Annotated in this window: 25 protein-coding genes; 3 read left to right on the top strand and 22 right to left on the bottom strand. The window is 64.8% G+C overall.

Annotated features, from left to right (window positions below; translation table 11 throughout):
- Positions 1 to 39: 39 nt before the first annotated feature.
- Both ACOJCM_RS13845 and yrfG read right to left on the bottom strand, forming a co-directional pair.
- Positions 40 to 426 (bottom strand): RNA-binding S4 domain-containing protein, encoded by a 387-nt coding sequence (locus ACOJCM_RS13845; protein WP_445212642.1) that lies wholly within the window; start codon positions 424 to 426, stop codon positions 40 to 42.
- Positions 419 to 1,138 (bottom strand): GMP/IMP nucleotidase, encoded by a 720-nt coding sequence (yrfG, locus tag ACOJCM_RS13850; RefSeq protein WP_445212643.1) that lies wholly within the window; start codon positions 1,136 to 1,138, stop codon positions 419 to 421. The genes ACOJCM_RS13845 and yrfG overlap by 8 nt, the downstream gene beginning before the upstream one ends.
- Positions 1,139 to 1,235: 97 nt before the next feature.
- Here yrfG and nudE point away from each other — a divergent pair, with 97 nt between their 5' ends.
- A complete protein-coding gene (nudE, locus tag ACOJCM_RS13855) occupies positions 1,236 to 1,823 on the top strand; it encodes an ADP compounds hydrolase NudE (RefSeq protein ID WP_445212644.1) in 588 nt (195 codons plus the stop codon).
- A gap of 29 nt (positions 1,824 to 1,852) precedes the next feature.
- Here nudE and ACOJCM_RS13860 read toward each other — a convergent pair whose 3' ends face one another.
- From ACOJCM_RS13860 to ACOJCM_RS13880, 5 genes are all read right to left on the bottom strand, one after another.
- Positions 1,853 to 2,941 carry an oxidoreductase gene (locus ACOJCM_RS13860; RefSeq protein WP_445212645.1) on the bottom strand — a complete coding sequence of 363 codons (1,089 nt, stop codon included), beginning with the start codon at positions 2,939 to 2,941 and terminating at the stop codon, positions 1,853 to 1,855.
- A gap of 72 nt (positions 2,942 to 3,013) precedes the next feature.
- A complete protein-coding gene (ilvD, locus tag ACOJCM_RS13865; RefSeq protein ID WP_445212646.1) occupies positions 3,014 to 4,858 on the bottom strand; it encodes a dihydroxy-acid dehydratase in 1,845 nt (614 codons plus the stop codon).
- Between the two features lie 117 nt (positions 4,859 to 4,975).
- The gene (locus ACOJCM_RS13870; protein WP_445212647.1) at positions 4,976 to 5,521 is read right to left on the bottom strand and encodes a hypothetical protein; all 546 of its coding nucleotides are present in this window, start codon (positions 5,519 to 5,521) and stop codon (positions 4,976 to 4,978) included.
- Between the two features lie 37 nt (positions 5,522 to 5,558).
- Positions 5,559 to 7,361 (bottom strand): TRAP transporter permease, encoded by a 1,803-nt coding sequence (locus ACOJCM_RS13875; RefSeq protein WP_445212648.1) that lies wholly within the window; start codon positions 7,359 to 7,361, stop codon positions 5,559 to 5,561.
- A 60-nt stretch (positions 7,362 to 7,421) separates the two neighbouring features.
- Entirely contained in the window at positions 7,422 to 8,405 is a 984-nt protein-coding gene (locus ACOJCM_RS13880) for a TAXI family TRAP transporter solute-binding subunit (protein ID WP_445212649.1), read from the bottom strand.
- Between the two features lie 142 nt (positions 8,406 to 8,547).
- Between ACOJCM_RS13880 and ACOJCM_RS13885 the strand changes: the two genes are divergently transcribed.
- Positions 8,548 to 9,276, top strand: a complete 729-nt coding sequence (locus ACOJCM_RS13885) for an SDR family NAD(P)-dependent oxidoreductase (protein ID WP_445212650.1) — start codon at positions 8,548 to 8,550, stop codon at positions 9,274 to 9,276.
- A 16-nt stretch (positions 9,277 to 9,292) separates the two neighbouring features.
- Here the strand turns inward: ACOJCM_RS13885 and lon are convergent, their stop codons facing one another.
- From lon to ACOJCM_RS13935, 10 genes are all read right to left on the bottom strand, one after another.
- A complete protein-coding gene (gene lon, locus ACOJCM_RS13890) occupies positions 9,293 to 11,731 on the bottom strand; it encodes an endopeptidase La (RefSeq protein WP_445212651.1) in 2,439 nt (812 codons plus the stop codon).
- Between the two features lie 114 nt (positions 11,732 to 11,845).
- The gene (locus ACOJCM_RS13895) at positions 11,846 to 13,084 is read right to left on the bottom strand and encodes a DUF945 family protein (protein ID WP_445212652.1); all 1,239 of its coding nucleotides are present in this window, start codon (positions 13,082 to 13,084) and stop codon (positions 11,846 to 11,848) included.
- Positions 13,085 to 13,216: 132 nt separating this feature from the next.
- On the bottom strand, positions 13,217 to 13,690 hold the full coding sequence (locus ACOJCM_RS13900) for a phosphatidylglycerophosphatase A family protein (protein WP_445212653.1): 474 nt from the start codon (positions 13,688 to 13,690) through the stop codon (positions 13,217 to 13,219).
- Positions 13,687 to 14,640 (bottom strand): thiamine-phosphate kinase, encoded by a 954-nt coding sequence (gene thiL, locus ACOJCM_RS13905; protein WP_445212654.1) that lies wholly within the window; start codon positions 14,638 to 14,640, stop codon positions 13,687 to 13,689. The genes ACOJCM_RS13900 and thiL overlap by 4 nt, the downstream gene beginning before the upstream one ends.
- Positions 14,641 to 14,650: 10 nt before the next feature.
- Positions 14,651 to 15,157 carry a transcription antitermination factor NusB gene (nusB, locus tag ACOJCM_RS13910; RefSeq protein WP_445212655.1) on the bottom strand — a complete coding sequence of 169 codons (507 nt, stop codon included), beginning with the start codon at positions 15,155 to 15,157 and terminating at the stop codon, positions 14,651 to 14,653.
- Positions 15,154 to 15,651 (bottom strand): 6,7-dimethyl-8-ribityllumazine synthase, encoded by a 498-nt coding sequence (ribH, locus tag ACOJCM_RS13915; protein ID WP_445212656.1) that lies wholly within the window; start codon positions 15,649 to 15,651, stop codon positions 15,154 to 15,156. The genes nusB and ribH overlap by 4 nt, the downstream gene beginning before the upstream one ends.
- A gap of 100 nt (positions 15,652 to 15,751) precedes the next feature.
- Positions 15,752 to 16,903, bottom strand: coding sequence for a bifunctional 3,4-dihydroxy-2-butanone-4-phosphate synthase/GTP cyclohydrolase II (gene ribBA, locus ACOJCM_RS13920; RefSeq protein ID WP_445212657.1), 1,152 nt, complete (start codon positions 16,901 to 16,903; stop codon positions 15,752 to 15,754).
- Between the two features lie 231 nt (positions 16,904 to 17,134).
- Positions 17,135 to 18,256 carry a bifunctional diaminohydroxyphosphoribosylaminopyrimidine deaminase/5-amino-6-(5-phosphoribosylamino)uracil reductase RibD gene (ribD, locus tag ACOJCM_RS13925; protein WP_445212658.1) on the bottom strand — a complete coding sequence of 374 codons (1,122 nt, stop codon included), beginning with the start codon at positions 18,254 to 18,256 and terminating at the stop codon, positions 17,135 to 17,137.
- 15 nt (positions 18,257 to 18,271) lie between these two features.
- Positions 18,272 to 18,763, bottom strand: coding sequence for a transcriptional regulator NrdR (nrdR, locus tag ACOJCM_RS13930; protein ID WP_445212659.1), 492 nt, complete (start codon positions 18,761 to 18,763; stop codon positions 18,272 to 18,274).
- Between the two features lie 134 nt (positions 18,764 to 18,897).
- The gene (locus ACOJCM_RS13935; protein ID WP_445212660.1) at positions 18,898 to 19,380 is read right to left on the bottom strand and encodes a copper chaperone PCu(A)C; all 483 of its coding nucleotides are present in this window, start codon (positions 19,378 to 19,380) and stop codon (positions 18,898 to 18,900) included.
- Positions 19,381 to 19,566: 186 nt separating this feature from the next.
- On the opposite strand from ACOJCM_RS13935, the gene dsbG reads away from it, so the two are divergent.
- Positions 19,567 to 20,322 carry a thiol:disulfide interchange protein DsbG gene (dsbG, locus tag ACOJCM_RS13940; protein WP_445212661.1) on the top strand — a complete coding sequence of 252 codons (756 nt, stop codon included), beginning with the start codon at positions 19,567 to 19,569 and terminating at the stop codon, positions 20,320 to 20,322.
- 44 nt (positions 20,323 to 20,366) lie between these two features.
- Here the strand turns inward: dsbG and ACOJCM_RS13945 are convergent, their stop codons facing one another.
- The 5 genes from ACOJCM_RS13945 to ACOJCM_RS13965 form a co-directional block, all read right to left on the bottom strand.
- Complete coding sequence (locus ACOJCM_RS13945; protein WP_445212662.1) at positions 20,367 to 20,780, bottom strand: DUF6691 family protein; 414 nt, start codon at positions 20,778 to 20,780, stop codon at positions 20,367 to 20,369.
- Entirely contained in the window at positions 20,777 to 21,238 is a 462-nt protein-coding gene (locus tag ACOJCM_RS13950) for a YeeE/YedE family protein (RefSeq protein WP_445212663.1), read from the bottom strand. The genes ACOJCM_RS13945 and ACOJCM_RS13950 overlap by 4 nt, the downstream gene beginning before the upstream one ends.
- 52 nt (positions 21,239 to 21,290) lie before the next feature.
- Positions 21,291 to 22,157, bottom strand: coding sequence for an MBL fold metallo-hydrolase (locus ACOJCM_RS13955; RefSeq protein ID WP_445212664.1), 867 nt, complete (start codon positions 22,155 to 22,157; stop codon positions 21,291 to 21,293).
- 267 nt (positions 22,158 to 22,424) lie between these two features.
- A complete protein-coding gene (gene glyA, locus ACOJCM_RS13960) occupies positions 22,425 to 23,690 on the bottom strand; it encodes a serine hydroxymethyltransferase (protein WP_445212796.1) in 1,266 nt (421 codons plus the stop codon).
- 157 nt (positions 23,691 to 23,847) lie between these two features.
- Positions 23,848 to 25,266 (bottom strand): hypothetical protein, encoded by a 1,419-nt coding sequence (locus ACOJCM_RS13965; RefSeq protein WP_445212665.1) that lies wholly within the window; start codon positions 25,264 to 25,266, stop codon positions 23,848 to 23,850.
- Positions 25,267 to 25,367: the final 101 nt, after the last annotated feature.

Genomic DNA, 25,367 nt, shown 5'->3' on the forward strand with positions numbered 1-25,367 from the left:
TTCCGGAAGAGTCGTTCGGTTCACCTGCCAGCGTGGAGTTCACTCCTCCCGCTGGCGCTGGAAACGTTGGATGTCGCGTCGCTGCTTCTTGTCGGGACGCTTGAGAGGGTGCTGCATCGCCTGGTTGGTCAGGCGGCGTCCTTCTGCCTCGCGAGCGCGGCGTTCGGCGCTCTCTGCCGTCTCGCGGTAAAGCTCCCGCGCCTCGGGAGCGCCACGGCGCTGGTCGGAAAGCGCCAGAACCTCCACTTCCCATACCTCCCAACCCTGAGGCACGCGAATCAGGGCGCCCACCTCAACGCTCTTGCTGGTCTTGGCACGCGCGCCATTGTACTGAACCTTTCCGCCTTCGATGGCCTTCTTGGCCAGGGCGCGCGTCTTGAAGAAGCGCGCCGCCCACAGCCATTTGTCGAGTCGTACGCTATCCACCGTGCCCTCCTGTCTCGGCAGACTCCCCTTTCTCCCCATTGCCGCGTACCTCCGAGGGTAGTTCCTCGGGAAGGATCGTGGCGAAGCGGTCCAGGGCAATGAACTCCTCCAGCTCTTTTTCCGGCCGCCTGCTGTCGGGCTGCTTGATGCCGAGGAGATGCCGAATGCCAAATTCCCTTGCGCTCTCCAGCACTTCAGGATTGTCATCGATGAACAGGGTCCGTGCCGGGTCGAACGGCTCGATTTCCTGCAGCGCGAACCAGAATGCCTGGGCCTCCTTGGGCACGCCGAGATCGGCCGAGGAGACAATGGCGTCGAGATAATTTTCGAGCCCGGTGAGCGGCAGCTTGAGCGCCAGGCTCTCACGGTCGGCGTTGGTCGCCAGCACCACCCGGGGGTGGGCCTGGCTGAGCCACTTGAGAAAATCCAGCGCATCGCCACGCAGGCCGATCAGGTGCTGGATCTCGCGCTTGAGGGCGACGATGTCCACGCCCAGCTCACGGCTCCAGTAGGCCAGGCTGTACCAGTTGAGGGTACCCCGCTCGCGCAGGATACGGGCGCGCACCTGCTCCTGGGTGGCCTCGTCCAGACGATGCAGCTCCACGTAGCGCCGCGGCAGGTGTTCCAGCCAGAAATGGCTGTCGAAGTGCAGGTCGAGCAGTGTGCCGTCCATGTCCAGCAGAACGGTATCGATGGCGCGCCAGTCGATCATGGCGACTCCCGGTGGCGTCTGAGCGGTGGAAGGCGTGGTATTGTACCCAATGCGGATATCCGACGCATTCCCGAAGCCCGCCCGATACGGAGCCTTCATGTCCGAGAAGAGACCCTTGCAGAAACCCCAGGTGCTGTCACGCCAGTCCGTGGCCCGGAGCCGCCTGTTCCACATCGAGTCGCTGGAACTGCGCTTCGCGAACGGTGCCGAGCGCACCTTCGAGCGCCTGACCGGCAGCGACCAGGGCGCGGTCATGATCGTTGCCATGCCCGACCCCGATCACGTACTGCTGATTCGCGAATATGCGGCGGGCTTCGAGGACTATGTGCTGACCCTGCCCAAGGGTCTGGTCGACCCGGGCGAGGACATCGTGACCGCGGCCAACCGCGAACTGATGGAGGAGTGCGGCTTCGGCGCCCGGCGTATCGAACCGCTGGTGGAGCTGTCACTGGCACCCAACTACATGCGCCACCGCATGCAGGTGATGCTGGCAACGGAGCTCTATCCCAAGCGGCTGCCGGGCGACGAGCCGGAGCCGCTGGTGGTCGAGACCCACGCCCTGGAGGAACTGCCGGCCCTGCTGATGCGCGAGGACTTCCACGAGGCCCGGGCCATTGCCGCCCTGTTCATCGCTCGTGATGCTCTGCGTCAGCGGCGCTACGACGAGCCGACCCTGGGCTGGTGATCGCCCCGCCGCCTGGCCATGATGACCGCTCAGCCGTATCGGTGTAGCTTGCGAAGCTTGCCATTGCCCTCCTTGCAGCGGATCCAGCGGCTTTGGCGATAGCTGTCCAGGCCGGATTGCAGCAGGGTCATGACCTCGATCCCCTCCTCCACGCCGACCGGCACCGGCGCCCCGTCCGCCAGCGTCTCGACGATGCCGGCGTAGTAGGCCAGGTAATCGCCCGGAGGCCCCACGTATTCGCGCGTCGCCAGTGCTCCCGTGCCGCTCTCATCGAGAACCGTCAACTGACCGGGGCGAGGGTCCACCCCCCAGTTGCGGCTTGGCGTCCGCCCCTCCCGCAGCCAGTTTTCCTGCGGGTCCCGGCCATACTTGACGAAGCTGCCACGCGTGCCGTGCAGCGCCAGCTGGGGCGTCGGCTCGGCTACCAGCGAGCTGGCACGAAGGGTGACCCGCAGCCCGTCATAGTCCAGCAGGGCGTGAAAATCGTCGTCCACCTCGGCGCCGTCGCGCGCCGCCATCAGATCGAGAAGAATGGCACGTGGCATGCCGAACAGCATTCGCGACTGATCGAGCAGGTGCGAGCCGAGGTCGTACCAGATACCGCTGCCCGGCTTGTGCTGTTCGCGCCAGCGATCGGCCACCTCCGGCCGGAAGCGATCGAAGCGCAGCTCCAGCGAAACCGCGCGCCCCAGCGTGCCTTCCGTGAGCAGCGCCTGCAAGGTGCGGAAATCGCTGTCCCAGCGGCGGTTATGGAAGACGCTGAGGTGACGCTCGGCCTTGTCGGCTTCGGACTTGAGCAGCCGCGCCTCCGACAGCGATACGGTAAACGGCTTGTCGACCACGACATGCTTGCCGGCGGCGAGCGCCGCCTTGGCCAGCGGGTAGTGGGTCTCATTGGGGCTGGCGATCACCACCACATCGATGTCGGCATGGGCGAACAGCGCCGCCGGCTTGGCCAGTACCTCCACCCCAGGCAAGGTTTCGTGCACACGCTCGGCTGAGCTGCTGACAACGGCCAACAGTTCCAGCCCAGGCGTGGCCTGGATCAACGGGGCATGGAAGATGCGACCGGCCGTGCCGAAACCGATCAAACCAACGCCAAAGGTCTGCTTGCGCATATCGTCGTCCCTTTCTGCTGCATCAAGAAGAGCCGGAGAGACGAACCGGGCCCAAGCCCGGTTCGTCATTGATCAGTCGAGCTTGGAGAGGTCGCGCACCGCTCCCTTGTCGGCCGAGGTCGCCAACAGGGCATAGGCCTTGAGCGCCGCCGAGACCTTGCGCACACGCTGGATGCTCGGCTTCCAGGCGTTCTTGCCCCGGGCCTCCTCCGCTTCACGACGTGAAGCCAGCTCCGTATCGGAAAGCTTGACGTCGATGCGGCGATTGGGAATGTCGATGCGAATGATATCGCCGGATTGCACCAGGCCGATGGCACCGCCCGCTGCCGCCTCGGGCGAGACGTGGCCGATGGAGAGGCCCGAGGTACCACCAGAGAAGCGTCCATCAGTGAGCAGTGCACAGGCCTTGCCCAGTCCCTTCGACTTCAAGTACGAGGTGGGATACAGCATCTCCTGCATGCCCGGCCCGCCCTTGGGCCCCTCGTAGCGGATGACGACGACCTCGCCCTCCCTCACCTCGCCGGCCAGGATGTGCTCCACCGCCTGATCCTGGGACTCGACCACGTGGGCTGGGCCCTCGAAGATGAGAATGGAGTCGTCGACACCGGCCGTTTTCACCACGCAGCCATCCAGGGCGATGTTGCCGTAGAGCACGGTCAGGCCGCCCTCCGTCGAGAAGGCGTGCTCGAGATCACGAATGCAACCGCCCGCGCGGTCGCCGTCGAGACTCGGCCAGCGCGCGCTCTGGGAGAACGCCACCTGGGTCGGCACCCCACCGGGGCCCGCCTTGAAGAACTCCACCACCTCCGGCGACGGGCTTCTCATGATGTCCCACTCGTCCAGGGCGTCCTTGAGGGTATCGCCGTAGACGGTGGGCACACGGGTATCGAGTACCCCGGCGCGGTCGAGCTCACCGAGAATCGCCATGATGCCGCCGGCGCGATGAACGTCTTCGATGTGGTATTTCTGCGTGTTGGGCGCCACCTTGCACAGCTGCGGCACTTCCCGCGACAGCCGGTCGATGTCGGCCATGGTGAAGTCGATCTCCGCTTCCTGGGCGGCAGCCAGCAGGTGCAGGATCGTATTGGTGGAGCCGCCCATGGCGATGTCCAGGGTCATGGCATTCTTGAAGGCTGCCTTGGAGCCGATGGCCCGGGGCAACAGGTGCGCCTCGTCACCCTCGTAGTAGCGCTTGGCCAGCCCGACGATGCGGTGGCCCGCGGTTTCGAACAGGCGACGACGATCGGCATGGGTGGCAAGCACCGTTCCATTGCCCGGCAGGGCCAGGCCCAGCGCTTCGGTCAGGCAGTTCATCGAGTTGGCGGTGAACATGCCGGAGCAGCTGCCGCAGGTGGGGCAGGCGCTGCGCTCGACTTCGGCCAGGGTCGCGTCGTCCACCGAGTCGTCGGCGGCCATGACCATGGCATCGACCAGATCGAGACCGTGGTCGAGCAGCTTGGTCTTGCCGGCTTCCATGGGGCCGCCGGAGACAAAGATCACCGGAATGTTGAGGCGCATGGCGGCCATCAGCATCCCGGGGGTGATCTTGTCGCAGTTGGAGATGCACACCAGGGCATCGGCGCAATGGGCGTTGACCATGTACTCGACGCTGTCGGCAATGATGTCGCGGCTCGGCAGCGAATAGAGCATCCCGTCGTGGCCCATGGCGATGCCGTCGTCCACGGCGATGGTATTGAATTCCTTGGCCACCCCGCCGGCCTTCTCGATCTCCCTCGCCACCAGTTGCCCCATGTCCTTGAGGTGCACGTGACCGGGCACGAACTGGGTAAAGGAGTTGGCCACAGCAATAATCGGCTTGTGGAAGTCCTCGTCCTTCATGCCGGTGGCGCGCCACAAGGCGCGGGCGCCGGCCATGTTGCGGCCTGCGGTGGTGGTACGGGAGCGATATTCGGGCATGGTGTCCTCGTCGTGCGCATTGGCGCTATGCGGTTCTCGCCGTCTCTGCCACCCGCGGGCGGCGACGGTCTAGGTCTGAAAAAACAGTCCGATTCTGTCATGCGCGGAGCGTAGCGGCTAGACCACCAGCGGACTGTCATGGGGCAGTGGCTGCGTGCCATAGAGAACCCAGACGTCCAGCGCAGGCCCCAGATCCTCGATCAGGCGCAGCGCTTGCGGATGCTGCTCCAGCGTTTGCCGAGCGCAGATGCCCGCCTCGAAGCGCCCCGCCAACAGCCCCTCGGCTACCGCCACGGTGGTGGGCGCATCGACCTCTTCGGCGAAGTCGGAGAGATCGGTGTAATAGCGCGTGGCCGGCTGGCGCGCCACCTGGCGAGGCATGGCGACATCGCGCCGTGCGAGCAGCGCCAGGGGGTGACTGCCGGCAACGAAGACGTCCACCGGATAGGCGCGATGCATGAAACGGCCCACACAATCGGCGTGGCTGAAGTGGGCCGTGCACTGCAACACCCGGTCCACCTCCCCCGCCACCAACGCCGCAAAGGCCGCCGGGAATTCTTCGAACAGCCTGATCTGCGCATCCTCGAGACCACGGCTTTCGAGATAGCGGCGCAGCACCAGTACATGATTGCTTCCCTCGAGCCCCAGCGTGGCGACGATCATCTCGCTCTCCTCGAGACTATTCCCGGACAGTTTCGCTTCATAATGCAAAAATTACGGCAGCACCCACTAGAATCAGCGCCAGTCGCAGCCAGGCCGCACGCTTGGCGATCACGCCATAGGAGATCGCCGCCAGGCCCAGCGCGATTTTCACGGCATCGAAAACGGCGGCGAACGGTTCGAAGGCCAGGCGGATCACATCCGGGTTGGCCACCATGGCAAGCGGGATGACGTAGAGCCCGATGCCCAGCGCCATCGCCTTCATCGCCACCTTGAGCCAGTTCTCCCCCACCATGCCGGCGGCGATGAACACGCCGCCACACACCGGCGGTGTGATGGTCGAGAGCAGTGCGAACCAGAACACGAACAGGTGCGCCAGCAGCGGCTCGATGCCAAGCGCGGTCAGCGCCGGGCCCGCCACCGAGACACAGATCACGTAGGCGGCGGTGGTCGGCACCTCCATGCCCAGCACCAGGCAGGCGAGTGCAGTGAGCAGCAGTGCCGGCCACAGCATTTCCCCCGAAAGCGAGAGGATGCCGGAGGTGATCTTGACGCCGAGCCCGGTCAGCGAGAGCACACCGATCACCAGTGAAGCGCAGATAATGATGGCGCCAATCACCGCCACTTGACGGCCGGCCGTGACGACCGCCTCGGCCAGGCGCGAGGCAAAGCCTCGCAGGGAGAACGCGAGCCTGACGTCGAAGAAAAGCAGCAGCAGCCCCGCGAAAATCGCGATGCTGGCCGCGTACTGGGGCGTATAGCCACCAAGAAAGATGCGCTCGAGCAGCAGCACGAAGGGTATGGCGAAGAACAGCGAGGTGACCGCCACCTCCTTGCCGCTGGGCTGGTCGGCGGCCGCCATGGGACGCAGGTCGTGACGGGTGGCGTAGGCATTGATACCCATCCACACCGTGGCGAAGTAGAGTATCGCGGGCAGCAGCGCGGCGGCCATGATCTGGGTATAGGGCGTCCCGGTGAGCTCGACCATGACAAAGGCGCCTGCCCCCATCAGCGGCGGCATGATCTGCCCGCCCGAAGAGGCCACCGCTTCGACACCGCCGGCCAGGGCGCGCGGATACCCCAGCCGCACCATGGAAGGAATGGTGATGGCCCCGGTGGAAGCCACATTGGCCGAGGCCGAACCGGAAATGGAGCCCATCAGCGCCGAGGAGATCACCGCCACCTTGGCCGCCCCTCCGGTCAAGCGCCCGGCGCAGGCGCTGGCCATGTTCATGAAGCCGCGCCCCGCCTCACCGGCGTTGAGCACCGCACCGAAGATGACGAAGATGGCCACCACCCCGACGCTGACCCCGGTCAACGAGCCCCACAGCCCGCCTTCGGCGATGGTCAGCGTGCCGACAAAGCTCTGCATCGGCAGCCCGGGATGCCCGAATTGCCCAGGGATATGCTCGCCGAGCACCGCATAGGCCAGCGCCGTCAGCGCCACCAGGGGCAGCGGCCAGCCGATTGCCCGACGTGCGGCCTCCAGCGCCAGCGCGATCAGGAACACACCGACCAGCATCTGGAAATGGGTATCGATGAAACCGTACTGACCGGACAGGGCCTCCTCGTTGAGCACGATGTAGCCACAGGCGGCGATGCCAAGCCCGGTCAGCAGCCAGCCGCTCCTGCGCTCGAAGGGGGTACGCGCCGCATGGATCAGGATCCAGGGCAGCGCCAGCGCCATGTGGATCGGCCGGCTGACCAGCGCCGGGGCCAGGCCGTAGAAGATCAGCCCCAGGTGAAAGACGACCGTGACCGCGCCCAGGATCACCCAGGCCGGATGCGTGCGCGGCAGACCGTCGCCGGCGGCCGAACCGGCCGTCGGGGAAGAGAACGTCATCGGCATAAGGAAGCCTTGAAGGGGGCCGGCGGCTAAGCTTGCCGGGCCGGCCCGGCAGGGTTAACGCAAGTCGTCGGGAATCGCAATGCCGGCTTCGTCGTAGTAACGCAGGGCACCCGGATGCAGGGTACCGGCAATGTTGCCGATCATGTCGTGAGTGATACTGCCCCACCAGGGGGATTCCTCGGCCATGGCTTCACGCCGCTCCCAGAAGGTCCGCGTCAGCGTATAGGCGGTTTCCTCGTCCATGCTGGCGGTGGTATAGGCGATCACCGGCAGCGAGGTAGTTTCCACGTCCCGCTCGATGCCGCTGTAGGTGCCGGCCGGAATGGTCTGGCGCGCAGCGCCGGTCTGCTCGATCTGCTCGTCGGTGAGGCTGACCAGGCTGATCGGCATGCTGGCGGCAGTCTCGATCACGTTGGGTGTGGGGAAGGAGCTCGCCGTGACGAAGGCGTCGATCTGGCCATTCTTGAGCGCATCGGGACCGCTACCGATCTCGGCATTGGCGACGCTCACTTTTTCCATCATGTCGAACAATTCCAGGTAACGCTCCGCCTCTCGGGCGCCGAACGTGCCACGGCCGATCAGGATTTCCTTGCCTTCGAGCTCCTCGAGACCGATCACACCGTCCTCGCCTTCGCCATCAACCACGAAGTGCATCGTGATGGCGGGAATCGGGAATAGACCGCGGATCTCCTCGAAGCGCGGGCTCTGGCGTTCGGCAAAGGGACCCTCGCCGGCCATGGCCTGTTCGATCAGCCCCGGGGGGGTGGTGAAGACGTAGTTGCCCTGGCGCGCCATGACCTCCATGACGTTCTGCACCGACCCCTGGCTCTCCTCCAGCGTCAGCACGACCTCGCCGTCGGTTCCCCGTCGGATCGCCTCGGACAATTCGACCCCCATCTGGTAATAGGCGGTACCGGCAGAGGCGGATTTATAGGTCACGCGGGTCTCGGCCTGGGCGATGGAAAGCGTGGTCAGGCCCATCAACAGGGCGGCTGATGCCAACAGTGAACGGGCGTAGGCAGGCTTGCGGTTTGACATGTGTCTCTCCGTATTGGCGTCCAGCATCGCAGCGCGATGGTGTCGTTACGACTTGTTATGGTGATGAAATCTTTATAAAGAAATGTCGGGCATCCGTCTATAATGCCGATTTTTTCATGCCTCGAATACCAGGGAAGCACACATGCGCATCGTGGCCGTAGTGGGCGGCGCCGGGGGAATCGGCAGCGCCATCGCCGAGTCGCTGCTCGCCGCGGGAGAGTTCGTCTTTCTGCTTGATCTCGATCAGGCACGGCATAAGGCAGAAGCCGTGCAGACCCGCTGGCCGGGGCGCTGTGCCTACGTCTCGTGCGACCTGTCCTGCCCCGACAGCGTTGCAACGGCCTTTGCCAATATCGAGCGGCGTGGCGCCGGGCTCGATGCCTGCATCAATGCCGCCGGCGTGATTCGCCGGGGGCGTTTCGTCGACGTCTCATCGGCGGAGCTGGGCGAGATGCTGGCGGTCAACGTCAGCGGTGCCTACCAGGCCCTACAGGCCGCAGCACGTCTGATGATCCCCAACGGCGGTGGACGTATCGTCATCGTCGCCTCGGCCCACGGCCTGCGCACCACCGTAGAACGCTCGGCCTACGCGATGTGCAAGGGCGCCATGCTGGCGCTCAGCCGGGCGCTGGCGGTGGAACTCGGCCCCCATGGCATCCTGGTCAATGCCGTGGCGCCCGGCCCGGTCAGCACCGGCATGCAGGACGCCGCATCGTCGTCGCGTCGGCGCTGGCAGCAAGCGGCCCCGCTCGGCCGGGTCGCCGAAGCCGACGAAGTGGCCCGGGCCGTCACGTTTCTCGCCTCTGCCGGGAATACCTTCATCACGGGAGATACGCTGGTGGTGGACGGCGGCGCCAACGTCGCCATGTAGTTGGCACCGCCCGCCCCTACAGACCGAAGGCGATCCTTGCCACGTCACGGTAGCGCTTGGCGAAGTGCACCGTCATGCCCTCCTTGAGGAAGTCGGGCAGTTCGTCGTAGTCGCGGCGGTTGGCCTCGGGCAGGATCACTTCGAAAATCTTGCTGCGCCGGGCCGCGATGATCTTCTCGCGTATCCCGCCCACCGGCAGCACCTGTCCGGTCAGCGTCAATTCGCCGGTCATCGCCAGCGGCCGGTCGATACCTTGATGACGCCCCAGCGACAGCAACGCCGTGGCCATGGTCACGCCCGCGGAGGGACCATCCTTGGGCGTGGCGCCTTCGGGTACGTGCAGATGCACGAAGGCGGAGTCGAAGAAGTCGGCGTCGACACCGTACTCGGCGAGATGACCGAGCGTATAGCTATAGGCGATATTGGCCGATTCCTGCATCACCTCGCCAAGCTTGCCGGTGAGCTTGAAGCCACGCGTCAGCGAATGTACCTTGCCCGCCTCGATCGGCAGGGTGGCCCCTCCCATCGACGTCCAGGCCAGCCCGGTCACCACGCCCTCGCCCTTGAGCACCTGCTCCTGGCGAAACAGGGGTGCGCCGAGATAATCCTCGAGGTTCTTGACGGAGATGCGCACCGATTCCTGATCGCCCTCGAGCAGCTTCACCGCAGCCTTGCGCACGATGCTGTGCAGCTGCTTCTCGAGCTGGCGCACGCCGGCCTCGCGGGCGTAACCCTCGATTACCTGTCGCAGCGCCGCATCGGTGAGGTTGATGCGACGACGCGGGATCTTGTCGCGCTCGAGCAGCTTGGGCCACAGGTGATGCTTGGCGATGGCCACCTTCTCCTCGGCGATGTAGCCCGACAGTCGGATCTGCTCCATGCGGTCGAGCAGCGGGCCGGGGATGGTGTCCAGCGCGTTGGCGGTACAGACAAAGAGTACCTTGGAGAGGTCCAGTCGCACGTCGAGGTAGTGATCGAGGAAATCGACGTTCTGCTCGGGGTCGAGCACCTCGAGCAGGGCCGAAGCCGGATCGCCCTGGAACGACTTGCCCAGCTTGTCGATCTCGTCGAGCATGATCACGGGGTTCTCGACCTCGACTTCCTTGAGCGCCTGCACCAGCTTGCCGGGCATGGCGCCGATGTAGGTGCGGCGATGGCCCTTGATCTCGGCCTCGTCGCGCATGCCGCCCACCGAGAAGCGATAGAACTGACGCCCCAGGGCTTCGGCAATGGAGCGGCCCACTGATGTCTTGCCCACCCCCGGGGGTCCGACGAGCAGCAGGATCGAGCCGCCCACGTCACCCTTGAAGGTGCCCTCGGCAAGGAACTCGATGATGCGCTCCTTGACGTCCTTGAGGCCGTCGTGGTCGCGGTCGAGCACCGCCCGTGCATGGGTCAGGTCCAGGTGGTCCTGGCTGCGCACCCCCCACGGCATCGAGGTGAGCCAGTCGAGGTAGTTGCGTGTCGTGCCGTATTCGGGAGAACCGGTCTCGAGCACCGAGAGCTTGTCGAGCTCCTCCTCGATGCGGGTCAGCACCTTGGGCGGCACCGTCAGGCCTTCGAGGCGGTCGCGGAAGGTATCCACGTCGTTTTCGCGGTCGTCCTTGGAGATGCCCAGTTCGCGCTGGATGATCTTGAGCTGCTCGCGCAGGAAGAATTCGCGCTGGCGCTCCTGCATCTGGGCGTTGACCTGCTCGCTGATCTCGGTCTGCAGCTGGGCGACGTCGATCTCCTTGCGCAGCAGCGGCAGCACCTTCTCCATGCGCGCCTGTACCGGCAGCGTTTCGAGAACCGTTTGCAGCTCGCGGCCTTTGGCCGAGGTGATCGCCGCGGCGAAGTCGGTCAATGGGCCCGGCTCGTGGGGGCTGAAGCGATTGAGATAGTGCTTGAGTTCCTCGCCGTAGAGCGGGTTGATCGGCAACAGCTCCTTGATGCCATTGATGATCGCCATGGCATAGGCCCGGGTCTCGTCCTCGTCGGTCTTGACCGGCTCGCGAGGGTAGCTGACCTCGACCAGAAAGGGAGGCTCCTTCGACAGCCAGCGCTGGATACGGAAGCGGCGCAGCCCTTGCGCGATGAACTGCAGCTGGCCCTCCTCCCCATGCAGCTTGTGCACCTTGACGGCGGTACCGATCTCGGGAAAGTGCTCATGGCCGAGTTCATCCACTGCCGTGTCACCGACGAAGGTCACCCCCAGCGTATGGTGCGGTGTATTGCCGACACGACGCATGGTTTCTTCCCAGCGCTCGCGGTTGATGACCAGCGGCTGGACCTGGGCCGGAAAGAAAGGCCGGTTGTGGATCGGCAAGAGATAGATGCGCTCGGGCAGGTAGTCGCTCGCAGGCACCACGGCGTGCTTGGCTACTTCCTCCACCTCCCCATCCGAGCCCAGCGACTCACCGGAATCCGTTCTCGCCCGCTGCCGGTTATGCTCGTCCTGATCGTGATCGCTCATGAATTCCTCGTCCAAAAGCCAATGAAAGCCAATGCTCACTGCCCTCAGGAATGCGGGCAGCATGAGAGAACTTCAAGGCGAGCAGCACTTCAATAAGCGATAGACGATACTAGGCTAGCGCCATAGCGGCGGCAGCGGACGCCCATTGACGCGGACCTGGCCTCGACCGACGTCGATTTCCAGCGTGCGGGTATCCAGCGGCAGGCCGAGCCAGAGCGCCACCACGGTGGGCAGCTCGTGCCAGGTAAAGTCCCCGTCGAGGCGCTGACGCCAGCGCGCCTTTTCCGCCGGCCGATCGAGCTCGACCAGACTCAGCGCCTCGATCCGGCGCCCGTCGAAGAAAAGCGAGCCATCGACCTGGGCGGTGAGTCCCAGCATGGGGCTTTCGAGATCCAGGCGCTGGAGGTCGAGGCGTGGCGAATCCTGCAGGATGGCCAGCAGGTAGGGCTCGAGCTCGGCCAGCAGTTCGCGACTCTCCAGATCGTGCTGTCCGCTGGCGGCCAACTTGCGCAGGCGGGACATGGCGCTGCGTATTGCATCGGCGTTGAAGCGGGAGAGCTCCAGTTCCATCAGACCCTTCATCAGCACCTGCTCGGCGGTATGGATCTCGCCCAGGTCCAGCGTGAGCTGAGTCCTGAGCTCCTGATCATCCAGCACGGTGCGATTCGCCAGGCGAAGACCGTTGGCGTCGAGCTTGAGTTGGGGCTGGTGCCAGGAGACGGACTCGATCTGGAGCCGGTCATCCTGGGTGAAGGAGTGCGCTCCCTCGGTGTAGGCGTACTGGCTATTGAGAATGGCGGGACCGACCCTCAGGCGCACCTCGCCGTCACTGAGGACCCATGGCTCGAGCTGGGCACGCATGCGCCAGTTCCCCTGCTCGCCGCTGAAGCGCAGCCGGCCACCCTCGAAGGCCAGCTCTCGCTGCTGCTGCGTGATGCGCAGGGGGGCTAGCTGAAGCCCGCCCTCGAGCGTGCCGCTCAAGGTATGGTAGCTCGCCTCCCACAAGGGAGGAGACGACGCCAGCGAGTCGCCGAAGAGATGCCTGCCATCGGGGCCGTGGCGCAGCATCACCTCGCCGTCCAGGTCGGTGCTGAGTACGCCATGGCGGGCATGGTAGGTCAATTCCAGCCGCCACATCTGGCCAAACAGCGGCGCCAGATGAATGCGCCCGGACGACGCCCACCAGCCGCGCTCGACATCCACCCGCTCGATATCGAGCTCGCCCCGTGCCTCCAGGTCGGCGAGCGTGCGCGCCATCTCGCGCTCGAACAGCCAACTCGAGACAGCCTGTACCGTCAGCCAGGCCAGCAGCAGCACGACCAGCAGCGGGACGATGAGACGCTCCTTGCGCATAGCTTGGCCTCCCTGTCGATTACCTTTCGCCAACCCGCCAAATCGAGAAGACGCACTGCATCACTGTCCGCAGGCGCCGCATCGCTGTGAATCGCTCGGCATGACGCCTGGCCTCCATACCAGAAGGGTAATTTAATGCAACCATAACCAGAGGTGCATCGTACTCCAGGCGTAGATGCCGGCGAGAACGTCATCGATCATGATGCCGAATCCCCCGGCGACGCGACGATCGGCCCAGCGAATCGGCCAGGGCTTGAAGACGTCGAAGATACGAAACAGCACGAAACCCCAAAGCGCCGCCTCCCAGGAGAACGGCACCGCGGCCATGGTGATCCAGTAGCCGACGAATTCATCCCACACGATACCGGAGTGATCGTGGACGCCGAGGTCGTGGGAGGTCTTGTCGCAGAGCCAGATCCCCACCATGAAGGAGACCGCGACCAGCGACAGGTACCAGCCCAGCGGCAGTTCGGACAGCAGCCAGTAGAAAGGAATCGCCGCCAGGGTGCCGAAGGTGCCCGGCGCCCAGGGCACGCCGCCGCTACCCAGGCCGAAAGCGAAGAAGTGGACGGGGCGGCGCCAGACGCTCTGAGGGCAGCGATTCATGACGCTTCCCCGTGGAAGTGCTGCCAGCCATGGGCGCCGTCGATATCGACCCCCGACAAACCCGCGCCGTCATGCACGGTGCCGATGGGCGTCAGCGCCAGCCCCTGTTCGGCCAGCCGCCGCTGGGCCGCCTCCAGTACCGAGACGGGCAGGCTGACCAGCAATTCATAATCGTCGCCACCGCTCAGCGCGGCCCGATACGCCGCCCTGTCGCCCAGCGCCTCGGTCAGTCCGTCTGCCAACGGCAGCGCCCCGGGCTCCAGCCGAGCTGCGACCCCCGAAGCAGCCAGCAGATGCTCGAGGTCGGCAAGCAGCCCATCGGAAATATCGATGGCGGCATGAGCCAGCCCGCGTAACGCCAGACCGGCTGCCAAACGGGGCTCGGGCTTCAGGTATCGCGCCAATAGCGGGTGACCGAAATCACGCTCACCACGCCGCCAGAGCGCCAGGCCTCCCGCCCCGCCACCGAGCGCACCGGTCACGGCGAGCACGTCGCCGGGAAGCGCTCCACGGCGCGTAAGCGCCTCGTCGGGAGGGACCTCGCCCATGACAGTGACACCGATGGCGAGCTCGCCGCGGGTCACATCGCCTCCCACGAGCGCCGCACCACTCGCCTGGCACAGCGAGTGGAAACCACGGGCAAAGCCTGCGAGCCAGGCTTCGTCGTCGCTCTCGAGCGCAAGCGCCATGAGGCACCAGCGGGGCTCGGCTCCCATCGCCGCGAGATCGCTCAGGCTAACCGCCAAGGCCCGGTAGCCGATCGCCTCGGCCGGCGCATCGGCGGGGAAATGCACGTTGGCAACCGACGTATCGACGCTGACCGCCAGGCGCCAACCCGCGCGCGGTGCGAGCAGCGCACAATCGTCGCCCACGCCAAGCGGCACGCCGGCATTCGGGCCGGGTGCAGCGGGCGTGAAATGACGGGCGATCAGGTCGAATTCACTGGCCACCGGGGCACCTTCAGCCGCGACGCGCCCTGACCTCGGCGCTACGCAACCGGGCGGCCAGCTTGTCGAGAATACCGTTGACGTACTTGTGACCGTCGGTGGCACCGAAGGATTTGGCCAGCTCGACGCCTTCGTTGATCGCAACACGATAGGGCACATCCAGCCGCCGACTGAGCTCATAGGTTCCCAGGCGCAGGATGGCCAGCTCGATGGGGTCGAGTTCTACCAGGCGGCGGTCCAGCAGCGGCGCAATGGCGGCATCCAGATCGTCACGAAAGCGCACGACATTGTGCAGCAGCTCATGGAACAGGGCCAGGTCGGCGATCTGCATCACCTTGGCCCAGTTCTCATGATCCTCGAGATCATCGTCGGGCTGTTGGCTGCGAAACTCCGCCTCGATGGCGGTAGCCGACTTACCGGTCAAATGCCACTGGTAGAGACCCTGCACCGCCAGTTCCCGGGCCGCACGCCGCGCCTGCTGGCCCGCAGAAGGGGTACGTTGCGGGCGAGATGCACTCATGAATCGTCTCCGCTCTGGTTGTCACCGAAGCCGCGCAGCAGCGAAACCATCTCCATGGCGGCCATGGCGGCTTCGGCCCCCTTGTTGCCGGCCTTGGTGCCGGAGCGTTCGATGGCCTGCTCAATGGAGTTGACCGTCAGCACGCCGTTGGCGATGGGCGTATCGAACTCGAGCTGGAGGTTGCCGAGCGCCGCATTGCAGCCGCCTGCCACGTATTCGAAGTGCGGCGTACCACCCCGGATCACGGCGCCCAACGCGATCACCGCATCGGGCCTCACCACCTGCAGGGCCCGCTTCACCGCCAACGGCAGCTCCCAGGCACCCGGCACGTGTACGATATCGATGTTCTCGGCATCCACGCCGTGACGAACCAGGATGTCCACGGCGCCTTCGACCAGACTGTCGACCACATGATGGTTGAAGCGCCCCACCACGATCACGTAGCGGCCGTCGACGTCGACGAAGTTGCCTTCCAGTTGAGACAGGGTATGCATCGCTAATTCCTGATGAAAAGGGTCAAGCTGAATACGATAGGGTCTGCTAGCACGATCGGCCGGTCGCAATGCGACCCGCTCCGTGTCGTCGGACGACGACTCAGCCCTCGGCGGCCTCCTGCTCGCCCGGCGCGATCAGCTCCACCACTTCGAGGTCGAAGCCGGACAGTGCCGAGAATTTCCACGGCGAGCTGAGCAGTCGCATACGCCCTACGCCAAGGTGTCGCAGGATCTGCGAGCCGGTGCCAATGGTCAGGTAATTGCCGGCACCATCAGAATCGCTGGTGCGCGGCAGGCGCCGCCGCTCGAGGAAGACTTCGAACTGGTCACGGAAGTCCTGGTGCGGCCGGCCGTCGTCGAGCAGCACGAAAACGCCGTGCTCGACCCGAGCGATTTCTTCCAGCGCACTGTGCGTCGTCCAGTTGCGGTTTTCGCCTTTCTGAAGTCCGAGCAGGTCGCGCATGGTATCGGCAAGGTGAACCCTTACCGTGGTCAACGCTTCTGGGTTCGGATGGCCCTTGACCAGCGCCACGTGATGGGCGTTCTGGATGCGGTCGTGGAAAACATGCAGGGTCAGCTTGCCCACGGCCGTATCGACCAGCGTGGACTCCACCGGCTCCACCGTCCGCTCGTTGTGGATACGGTAGTGGATCAGGTCGGCAATGGTTCCCATCTTCAGGCCATGCTCGGCAGCGAAGCGCTCGAGCTCGGGTCGACGCGCCATGCTGCCGTCATCGTTCATGATTTCGCAGATCACGCCGCTGGGATCGAAACCGGCCAGGGCGGCCAGGTCGCATGCCGCCTCGGTATGTCCCGCCCGGCGCAGCACGCCGCCGGGCTCCGCCATCAGCGGGAAGATATGGCCGGGCTGAACGATATCCTCGGGGCGCGCGTTGCGGGCGGCAGCCACCTGCACGGTGCGCGCCCGATCGGCGGCCGATATGCCAGTGGTCACGCCCTCGGCAGCCTCGATCGAAAGGGTGAACTTGGTACCGAAACCGGAACCGTTGTCGCTCACCATCAACGGAAGATTGAGACGCTTGCAGCGCTCGCGGGTCATCGGCATGCAGATCAGGCCACGCGCATGGCGCGCCATGAAGTTGATATGCTCGGCCTCGACTTTTTCCGCGGCCATGATGATATCGCCTTCATTCTCGCGATCCTCATCGTCCATGAGGATCACCATCTTGCCCTGCCGGATGTCCTCGATCAGGTCTTCGATGGGAGCCAGGCCCCCGGGGGAAGATTGCACGCTGGAATCTCCGAATGTCGATCGACTTGCTGAACGATAGTGCACCGCAGCAGATTGCTGCCGTCAGTATCGCACCACGTTGAATGGGCGTCAGAGTACATTGGCACGGCGTCGGGCGCCAGTAGCGAGTACCCAACTCCCTACCCTGCCCGGCTCGCCGTGTTGTTTCGAGGGCATCCTTGGCATCGGACATCCGCCGGGGCCCGCCCCGCTGCCTTCACGCTGCGTGTGTCAGGGCCGCGCGGTGATTCGCCAGTCGCGGCCCACGGCGCGTATGTCGAGAATCTCGAGCGGACGTTGCTGAGCCATGCGGGTCAGCCCCGGTAGGGCGAACAACGGCCGCGCCTCGCCGCCGAGCAGCGTCGGCGCCACGAACAGCTGCATCTCGTCGACCAGGCCGGCCTCCAGCATGGCACCGGCCAGCGTGGCCCCGGTCTCCAGCAGCAGCTCGTTGACCTGCTCCCGTTCGGCCAGGTGGCGCAGCAGGGCATGCAGGTCGACCCGCCCGTCCTCCCCGGCCGACAGTACCAACACTTCGGCGCCGGCCGCCTCGAGCCGCCTGCGACGCTCGGGGTCATGCTCGGTCACGGTCGCCACAAGCGTTCGCCCCGGTTCACGCAGGCAGGCGGCCGCCTGGGGCAGCCGCAGCTGGGTATCGACCACCACTCGCAGCGGCTGGCGCGAGGCGATGGCGTCGGCGTCGTCGAGGCCCAACTGCGACGCGCGCACCGTCAGGCGCGAATTGTCGAAGATGACCGAATCGACGCCGGTCATGATCGCACTGGCGCTGGCGCGTAGCCGCTGCACGTCGGTGCGGGCCTGGGGACCGGTGATCCACTGCGATTCCCCCGATTGCATGGCGGTGCGCCCGTCCAGGCTCATGGCCATTTTCAAGCGTACGAATGGGCGCCGGCGGGTCATGCGCGACACGAAGCCCGGATTGAGGGCTTGCGCCTCCTCCTCGAGCAGCCCAACCTCCACCTCGATGCCCGCCTCGCGCAGCATGGCGATACCGCGCCCCGCCACTGCCGGATTGGGGTCCTGCATGGCCACCACGACGCGACTGACATCGGCTTCAATCAGCGCCACCGCGCAAGGGCCGGTACGTCCGTGATGGGAACAGGGCTCGAGGGTGACGAAGGCCGTGGCGTGACGGGCGGCCTCTCCTGCCATGCGCAACGCGTTCACCTCGGCGTGCGGCTCGCCGGCACGCACATGCCAGCCCTCGCCCACCGGCTGCTGATCCTTGACCAGCACACAGCCCACCCGAGGGTTGGGATGCGTGGTGTAGCGGCCACGACGGGCGAGCTGTAGCGCGCGGGCCATCCAGGCGGCATCGGTCGACTTGTGCATAACGTTTCTGCCTTGTCAGGAGCGCGAATCGTCAGCGGCGCCGGGCGAATCCCCCGGCTCCTGGGCGAGGCGATCGATCTCGGCACGGAACTCGTCGATATCCTGAAAACGCCGGTAGACCGAAGCGAAGCGGATATAAGCCACCTGATCCAGCCGCTTGAGTGCCTGCATCACGGCCTCGCCGACGTCTCGCGCCTGGATTTCGCGTTCCCCGCTCGCCCGCAAGCGATGGCGAATCTGCTCGACGGCCGCCTCGATGGCCTCGACGCTGACTGGCCGCTTCTCCAGGGCGCGTAGCATCCCGGCCCGTAGCTTCCTGTCGTCGAAGGTTTCCCGTGAACCATCGGACTTCACCACCCGGGGCATCACCAGTTCGGCGGTTTCATAGGTGGTGAAGCGTTCGCCACAATCGGTGCACTGGCGGCGTCGACGCACCTGGTCGCCCTCCGCCACCAGGCGGGAGTCGGTTACGCGGGTGTCATGGGCGCCACAAAAGGGGCAATGCATGGTATCGATCCGAAGGTGAGACAGGCAGCCTGCGTGGCCACGCTTGGGTCACGAAGAATAACGGCAAAGCCCGCATTGTACCCGCTCGTCCTTCACCCGCCCAGCATCGGCAGAGCGGTACCAGCAAGTAAACGTCAGTGATCGTGACCGCCCTCTCCCTCGTCATGCTGGTGTGCCTCGTCGTTCACGGTGATGCGCTTCACCGGGGCTTCGAGGCGTTGCGACTCGCCCGACTCGAAGTTCAGCTCGATCTCGACGGGCTCTCCTTCGACAAGCGGGGCGGCAAGGCCGATCATCATCATGTGCAGCCCGCCGGGAGCCAGTTCGGCGACACCCCCGGCGGGTATGGCGATCTGTGCCACCCGACGCATCTTCATCATACCGTCCACGCTCTCGTGGTTATGCAATTCCATGCTCTCGGCTGCAGGGGAGCTTGCCCCCAACAGGACCACCTCCTGCTTGCCAGGGTTGTGCAACTTCATGAAAGCCGCTGAGGTCTGCGAACCGGGTGGCACCGCGCGTATATGCGCTTCTTCTATGACCAGCGGTTCAGCGAAAGCCGACAACGACAGCAGCGACAAACCGGCAGCGACCAGCAATCGACAAGGCAACATCATGATAGCCAGACTCCAAAGTGTAGGATGGTGCTTACGTCAGGGTAATGAAGCAACTAGCATACTATGACGTTTTCAGGCCGCTGTCGGGCTACGGTAACCCGACGCAACAGACCATCCCCGTCACGCGAACCGATCCGTCAGGCCACCGAGGCCGGGCCGCTTCGCCATCCCACAAGGAAACCGTGCATGCTACTTCGCTATGCGCTGCGCTGTGCCACCCTCGCCGCCTGTGTCTTCGCCCCGTTGTCGCATGCCGAAGAGTGGCCGGCACCCATCCGCGCGCTGGTCGCCGATGGGCTCGAGATCCATGCCCAGTTTATTGCTCCGGGAAGCCTCAGGGGCTACGCCGCCAGCCATCAGGGGCAGGAGATGACAGTGTTCGTGACAGCTGACGGCGAACACGCCATCGTCGGCACGCTGGTCGATGCCGAAGGCAACGACCTTTCAGAAGCCCCGCTGGACGAGTGGGTTCGTGCCCCCCAGGAGAACGAACTCTGGCAACGTCTCGAGGAGAGCCATTGGATTGCCGACGGCAGCGCCGACGCGGATCGCGTGATCTACACCTTCACCGATCCCAACTGCCCCTACTGTCACCAATTCTGGGAAGTCGCGCGCCCCTGGGTGGAGGCCGGGAAAGTCCAGCTGCGCCATGTCATGGTAGGGGTCTTGCAGCCCGACAGTCCGGCAAAGGCGGCCGCCCTGCTGGGCGCCGACGACCCCGAAGCCGCCCTGCATACCCATAGCAGCGGTGACGGCATCGCCCCATCGGCCCAGCCACGCGACATAGAAGACCAGGTCTATCGCAACAACCAACTGTTCGATGAACTGGGTTTCTACGCCACCCCCTCTACGCTGTTCCAGCTTGAGGGCCGGCTCCAGCGTGTGGATGGGATGCCGAGCGAACCGCGCCTGACGGAAATGATGGGCGGCGAGGCGCCCTGAGTGTAGACGCTACCCTTCGCTAGGCGCTGGGGCATGGCGGAAGTTCAGCCGCGAGCCGAAACCCTCCTGGCCACGAACCAGCCAGCCACCATGGCCAACAGCATGGCGAAAAGCGGTGCAGTCAATCCCGCGATCGAAGCGATGGCCGGCCCCGGGCAGTAGCCGGAAAGCCCCCAGCCGATGCCGAACAACGCGGCACCCCCGATCAGGCGACCATCCAGATCCTGACGGGTCGGCAACTGAAAGGTCTCGCTCAGCATCGGCCGCTCGCGGCGAAACACGATGGGGTAGCCGATGAAAGTCGTCACGACCGCCCCTCCCAGGACAAACATCAGGGTCGGGTCCCAGGCGCCGAACAAATCGAGAAAGCCCAGCACGCGGGCCGGATCGGTCATTCCGGCAAGCGCTAGACCCAGGCCGAACAGCAGCCCGGCGATATAGCCCATGAAGGTCTTCATGCTCCACCTCCGAACACGTGGCGAACCATGTAGACGGTGACGATCGCCGTTACCAGAAAAGTGACCGTGGCCACCATCGAGCGGGGCGAGAGTCTCGCCAGGCCGCAGACACCGTGGCCGCTGGTGCAACCGCTGCCCAGACCGGTTCCGACCCCGACCAACAAGCCAGCCACGAGCATTAGCCAGACGCCGCCAGCGGGCTCGCCGACTACCGCTCCCGGTACGCCGGCTACGTTGCCGAGGCCGCCACCCCGCGCCATGAGCAGCAGCGGGCCGCTGACCAGACCCAGCACGAAGGCCACGCGCCAGGCACTGTCGCCCTTGGGCAAGGTCGTCACCAGGCTACCGACGATACCGCTGATACCGGCGATCCGGCCCAGCGTCGCCATCAGCCAGACGGCTGACAATCCAATGAGTACACCTCCAACCAGGCCTTGCAGGGCAGAGTTCCAGTCCACGTTTACCTCCACGATTCTCGCTCACGCCATGCCACGTCGCACATTGACTACGTCAGAAGCGATTGATTGGTACCTTGAGGTAGACCTGACCGTTGTCCTCGGGAGGCGGCAGGTGGCCGGCACGCATGTTGACCTGCACCGAGGGAAGGATCAGTCGCGGCATGTCGAGGGTAGCGTCGCGTTCGTTGCGCATCTTGACGAACTCATCCTCGCCGATCCCTTCATTGACGTGGACGTTTCGGATGCGCTGTTCGGCTACGCTGGTTTCGTGCTGGTACTCCTCGCGCTCCGGCGCCTTGTAGTCGTGGCACAGGAAGAGTCGTGTTTCATCCGGCAACGCCAACACCTTGTGGATGGAACGATACAACGTGCGGGCATCTCCGCCGGGGAAGTCGCAGCGGGCAGTCCCGTAGTCGGGCATGAATAAAGTGTCGCCGACGAAGGCGGCTTCGCCAATCACGTAGGTCAGGCAGGCCGGGGTGTGTCCCGGGGTATGCATTACGTATCCCTCGAGGTTGCCGATGGCGAAGGTGTCCCCCTCGTCGAAGAGACGGTCGAACTGGCTGCCGTCGCGGGCAAATTCGGTGCCGGCGTTAAACGCCTTGCCGAAGATCTCCTGTACCTCGACGATACGGGCACCGATGCCGGTCATCCCGCCCAGCTCATCATGCAGGAAGGGCGCCGCGGAGAGATGATCGGCGTGAACATGGGTTTCGAGAATCCACTCTACGCTCAGCCCTTCGCGCTGGACGAAGGCGGCGATTGCCTCCGCCGAGCGTGTATCGGTGCGTCCCGCGGCGTAGTCGAAGTCAAGCACCGAGTCGATGATCGCACAGGCGCGGCTGTCGGGATCCCGTACCACGTAGCTGAAGGTATGGGTCGGCTCGTCGAAGAAATGGGTCACGATGGGCTTGGACACGGATATGACCTCCCTGGGCGTCGTTACCTGTAAATGGGGGGCAGTCTACCGCTTTTAAAGTTCTAACTATATATCTTTTTAGAATAATCACCAGATGCCTTGAAACTCGAAGAAATAGCGGTGGATGCGTTGTCCAACAGGAGAAATAGGCTGGGCCCTGCTCGGCTTCGAAGCGAAGAATCACCCACCTCTAAAGCCAGCGCCCCGCGCCGTCATCGACGGTGCGGGGCGCTGGCAGGCCCGACTGGAACCTAGCAGTTCCCGGACTCAGCGATAGACCGGGAAGCGCGCGCAGACGGTTTCGACCTTACCCTTCACCTCGGCCTCGATGGCGGCGGTATCCGCGCCCTTGGCCATGGTATCGAGGATGTCGCAGATCCAGCCGGCCAGCTCGCGGCATTCGCCTTCACCAAAGCCACGGGTGGTCACCGCCGGGGTGCCGATGCGCAGGCCGGAGGTGACGAACGGGCTCTGCGGATCGCCGGGCACGGCGTTCTTATTGACGGTGATGTGGGCACGACCCAGGGCGGCATCTGCATCCTTGCCGGTCAGGCCCTGCTTGATCAGCGAGAGCAGGAACAGGTGATCCTCGGTACCGCCCGAGACGACTTCGTAGCCGCGTTCAATGAACACGCCGGCCATGGTCTGGGCATTCTTCACCACCTGCTGCTGGTAGCTCTTGAACTCGGGCGCCATGGCCTCCTTGAAGCACACCGCCTTGGCGGCAATGACATGCTCCAGCGGGCCGCCCTGGCCGCCGGGGAAGACAGCGGACTGCAGCTTCTTCTCGACCTCGGTGTCGCCCTCGGCAGAGAGAATCAGGCCGCCGCGCGGACCGCGCAGTGTCTTGTGGGTCGTGGTGGTGACCACGTGGGCATGCGGCAGCGGGCTGGGATAGGCGCCGGCGGCTACCAGGCCGGCAATGTGCGCCATGTCGACCAGCAGGTAGGCGCCCACCTCGTCGGCGATTTCGCGGAACTTGGCCCAGTCGATGATCTGAGAATAGGCCGAGAAACCGGCGATGATCATTTTCGGCTTGTGCTCACGGGCGAGCCGGGCCACTTCGTCGTAGTCGATGCGGCCGTTTTCGCCGATGCCGTACTGCACGGCATGGTAGTGCTTGCCGGAGAAGTTGGGCTTGGCGCCGTGAGTGAGGTGCCCGCCGGCGTCGAGACTCATGCCCAGCACCGTATCGCCCGGCTTGACCAGCGCCTGGAACACGGCGCTATTGGCTTGGGAGCCGGAGTGTGGCTGAACGTTGGCGTAGCTGGCATCGAACAGCTGCTTGGCGTAATCGATGGCCAGCTGCTCGACGATATCGACGTATTCGCAGCCGCCGTAGTAACGCTTGCCGGGATAGCCTTCCGCGTACTTGTTGGTCAGTTGGCTGCCCTGGGCTTCGAGAACGCGAGGGCTGGCATAGTTCTCGGAAGCGATCAGCTCGATGTGCGCCTCCTGCCGAGCGACCTCTTTCTGCATCGCATCGAACAGGGCGTCATCGAAACCGGCAATCGTCATGTCACGGCTGAACATCGGCGGGAAACCTCGCATCACGGGGAAATCAGGATGCGCCATGATACCCCAGCCCATGACGGCTTTCACATGAAAGGCCGTCATGGGTGGATGCAGAATTTCTCATGCCGGGTTTAGGAAACAGCACCCAGAGGCTGGCGGCATAGCCTACGCGGGCTCAGCGGGTCTCGACCTTGAGGGCCAGTTTGCTGGGTAATCCCAGCGGGTCGTCCTGGTACGTGGCCAAGGTACTCTCCGACGGCAGGGTGGCCCGGACCTCAAGCCGTTCGGCGCTGCCTTCCAGCAGTTCCACCAGACCCAGCAGAACCGCCTGCGCTTCAGGGCCGAACATCATGCCGAGTCCCTGCGCTTGGGTGCGTGCCTGCTCGACGTACTGCGCCTCGGTCACGCCCTGCGTGGCTGCGCCCAGGATAGCCAGGCGAGAGAAGAGGCCCTGGTCGGACAGACTCAAGTGCAGATCGCCGCCCAGGAGCGTGGCGGCCTCCAGCCACTCCGCATCGGCAAAGGCTTCGGCAGGTGCAACTCCCGCTGGTAGCCGCACCGGCAAGTTGACATCGAATCCCATGAGCAACGCCTCGCTGATGTCCACTTGGCTGTCGCTGACCAGCACATGGTGATCGCCCTTCTCCTTCCAATTGCCGAGGAAGGCGGCATCGAGCCTCAGCTCGCCGCTGCCGTCGGTCAGCACGTTACTCGCCATGCGCAATTGTGTCCGCTCCTCCTCCGGCGCAAGCGCGATCATGCGCGCCAGGTCGAGCTGCAGTCCTTCGAGGCGCACGCCGCCCTTGCCGTCGCTGAAATCTCCGTCCATATCGAGAAGCGCCAGGCTACCCACCAGCTCGCGGGCCTCCACCGCCATGTCACGCAGCACCAGCGACGCCAGCCTCTCCTCGCCTTCGCCATCGATGCCGGTCAGCCCTTCGAGGCGCAGCGAAGCCAGGGTAAAGGAGCCCGCGCCGAACTCATCCAGGTCTTCTGCCGCTCCGTCTACGCCGCTGATCTCGAGCATGCCAATGGCATTGTGGGTCAGCGACTCGCCACGCACCCGCTCGATGGTCATGCGTCCCCGGCCTTGTTGCATTGGGGTGTCGAAGAAGAGCTCCTCGGCCAGCTCCGAGGCGAGCTCCATCACGATGCCGTCAATGGCAAGACTACCGATGTATACCTCCTCTTCGGCAGCCAGCCCGGCGTGCAGCGGGAAAACCGCCCGCGAGGGCTCGCCCAGCACGAGTCGATCGACGCTCATCATGGTCAACTCGGTAAGACTGTCCTCGATGCGTATGCCTTCCAAGGTAACCTCGTCGGGTGCGTCGTAATCGCCGCTGACGATGTAACGGTCGATGAGCAGGCGCTCACCCTCCTGGGCCTCGAAGACGATGTCCTCGGCAATCGACCGGGAGCGCAACATGCCGCTCGAAACCTCGCCCAGCGTAAGCTTGCCGCCCGCGCCGAATAGCGCTCGCAGGTCGGCCTCGAGCCGCTCGGCGTCGGCAAAGGCCGTACCCGATGCGCCCAGGAACGTGACAAGAGCCAGAGTCAGGCCCTGGCGCATCGGTAACCGTCGGAAAGCAGGCATCGACCCACCTCATAGGAGCTGTGAAAGAAAGATGGCGTTGTCAGCCAGCGCCACGCTTACACAGTGTAACCGCATCGGCACTTTTGCCCCGTCTTGCCGGG

It is taken from the genome of Billgrantia hypersalina, assembly GCF_052584175.1.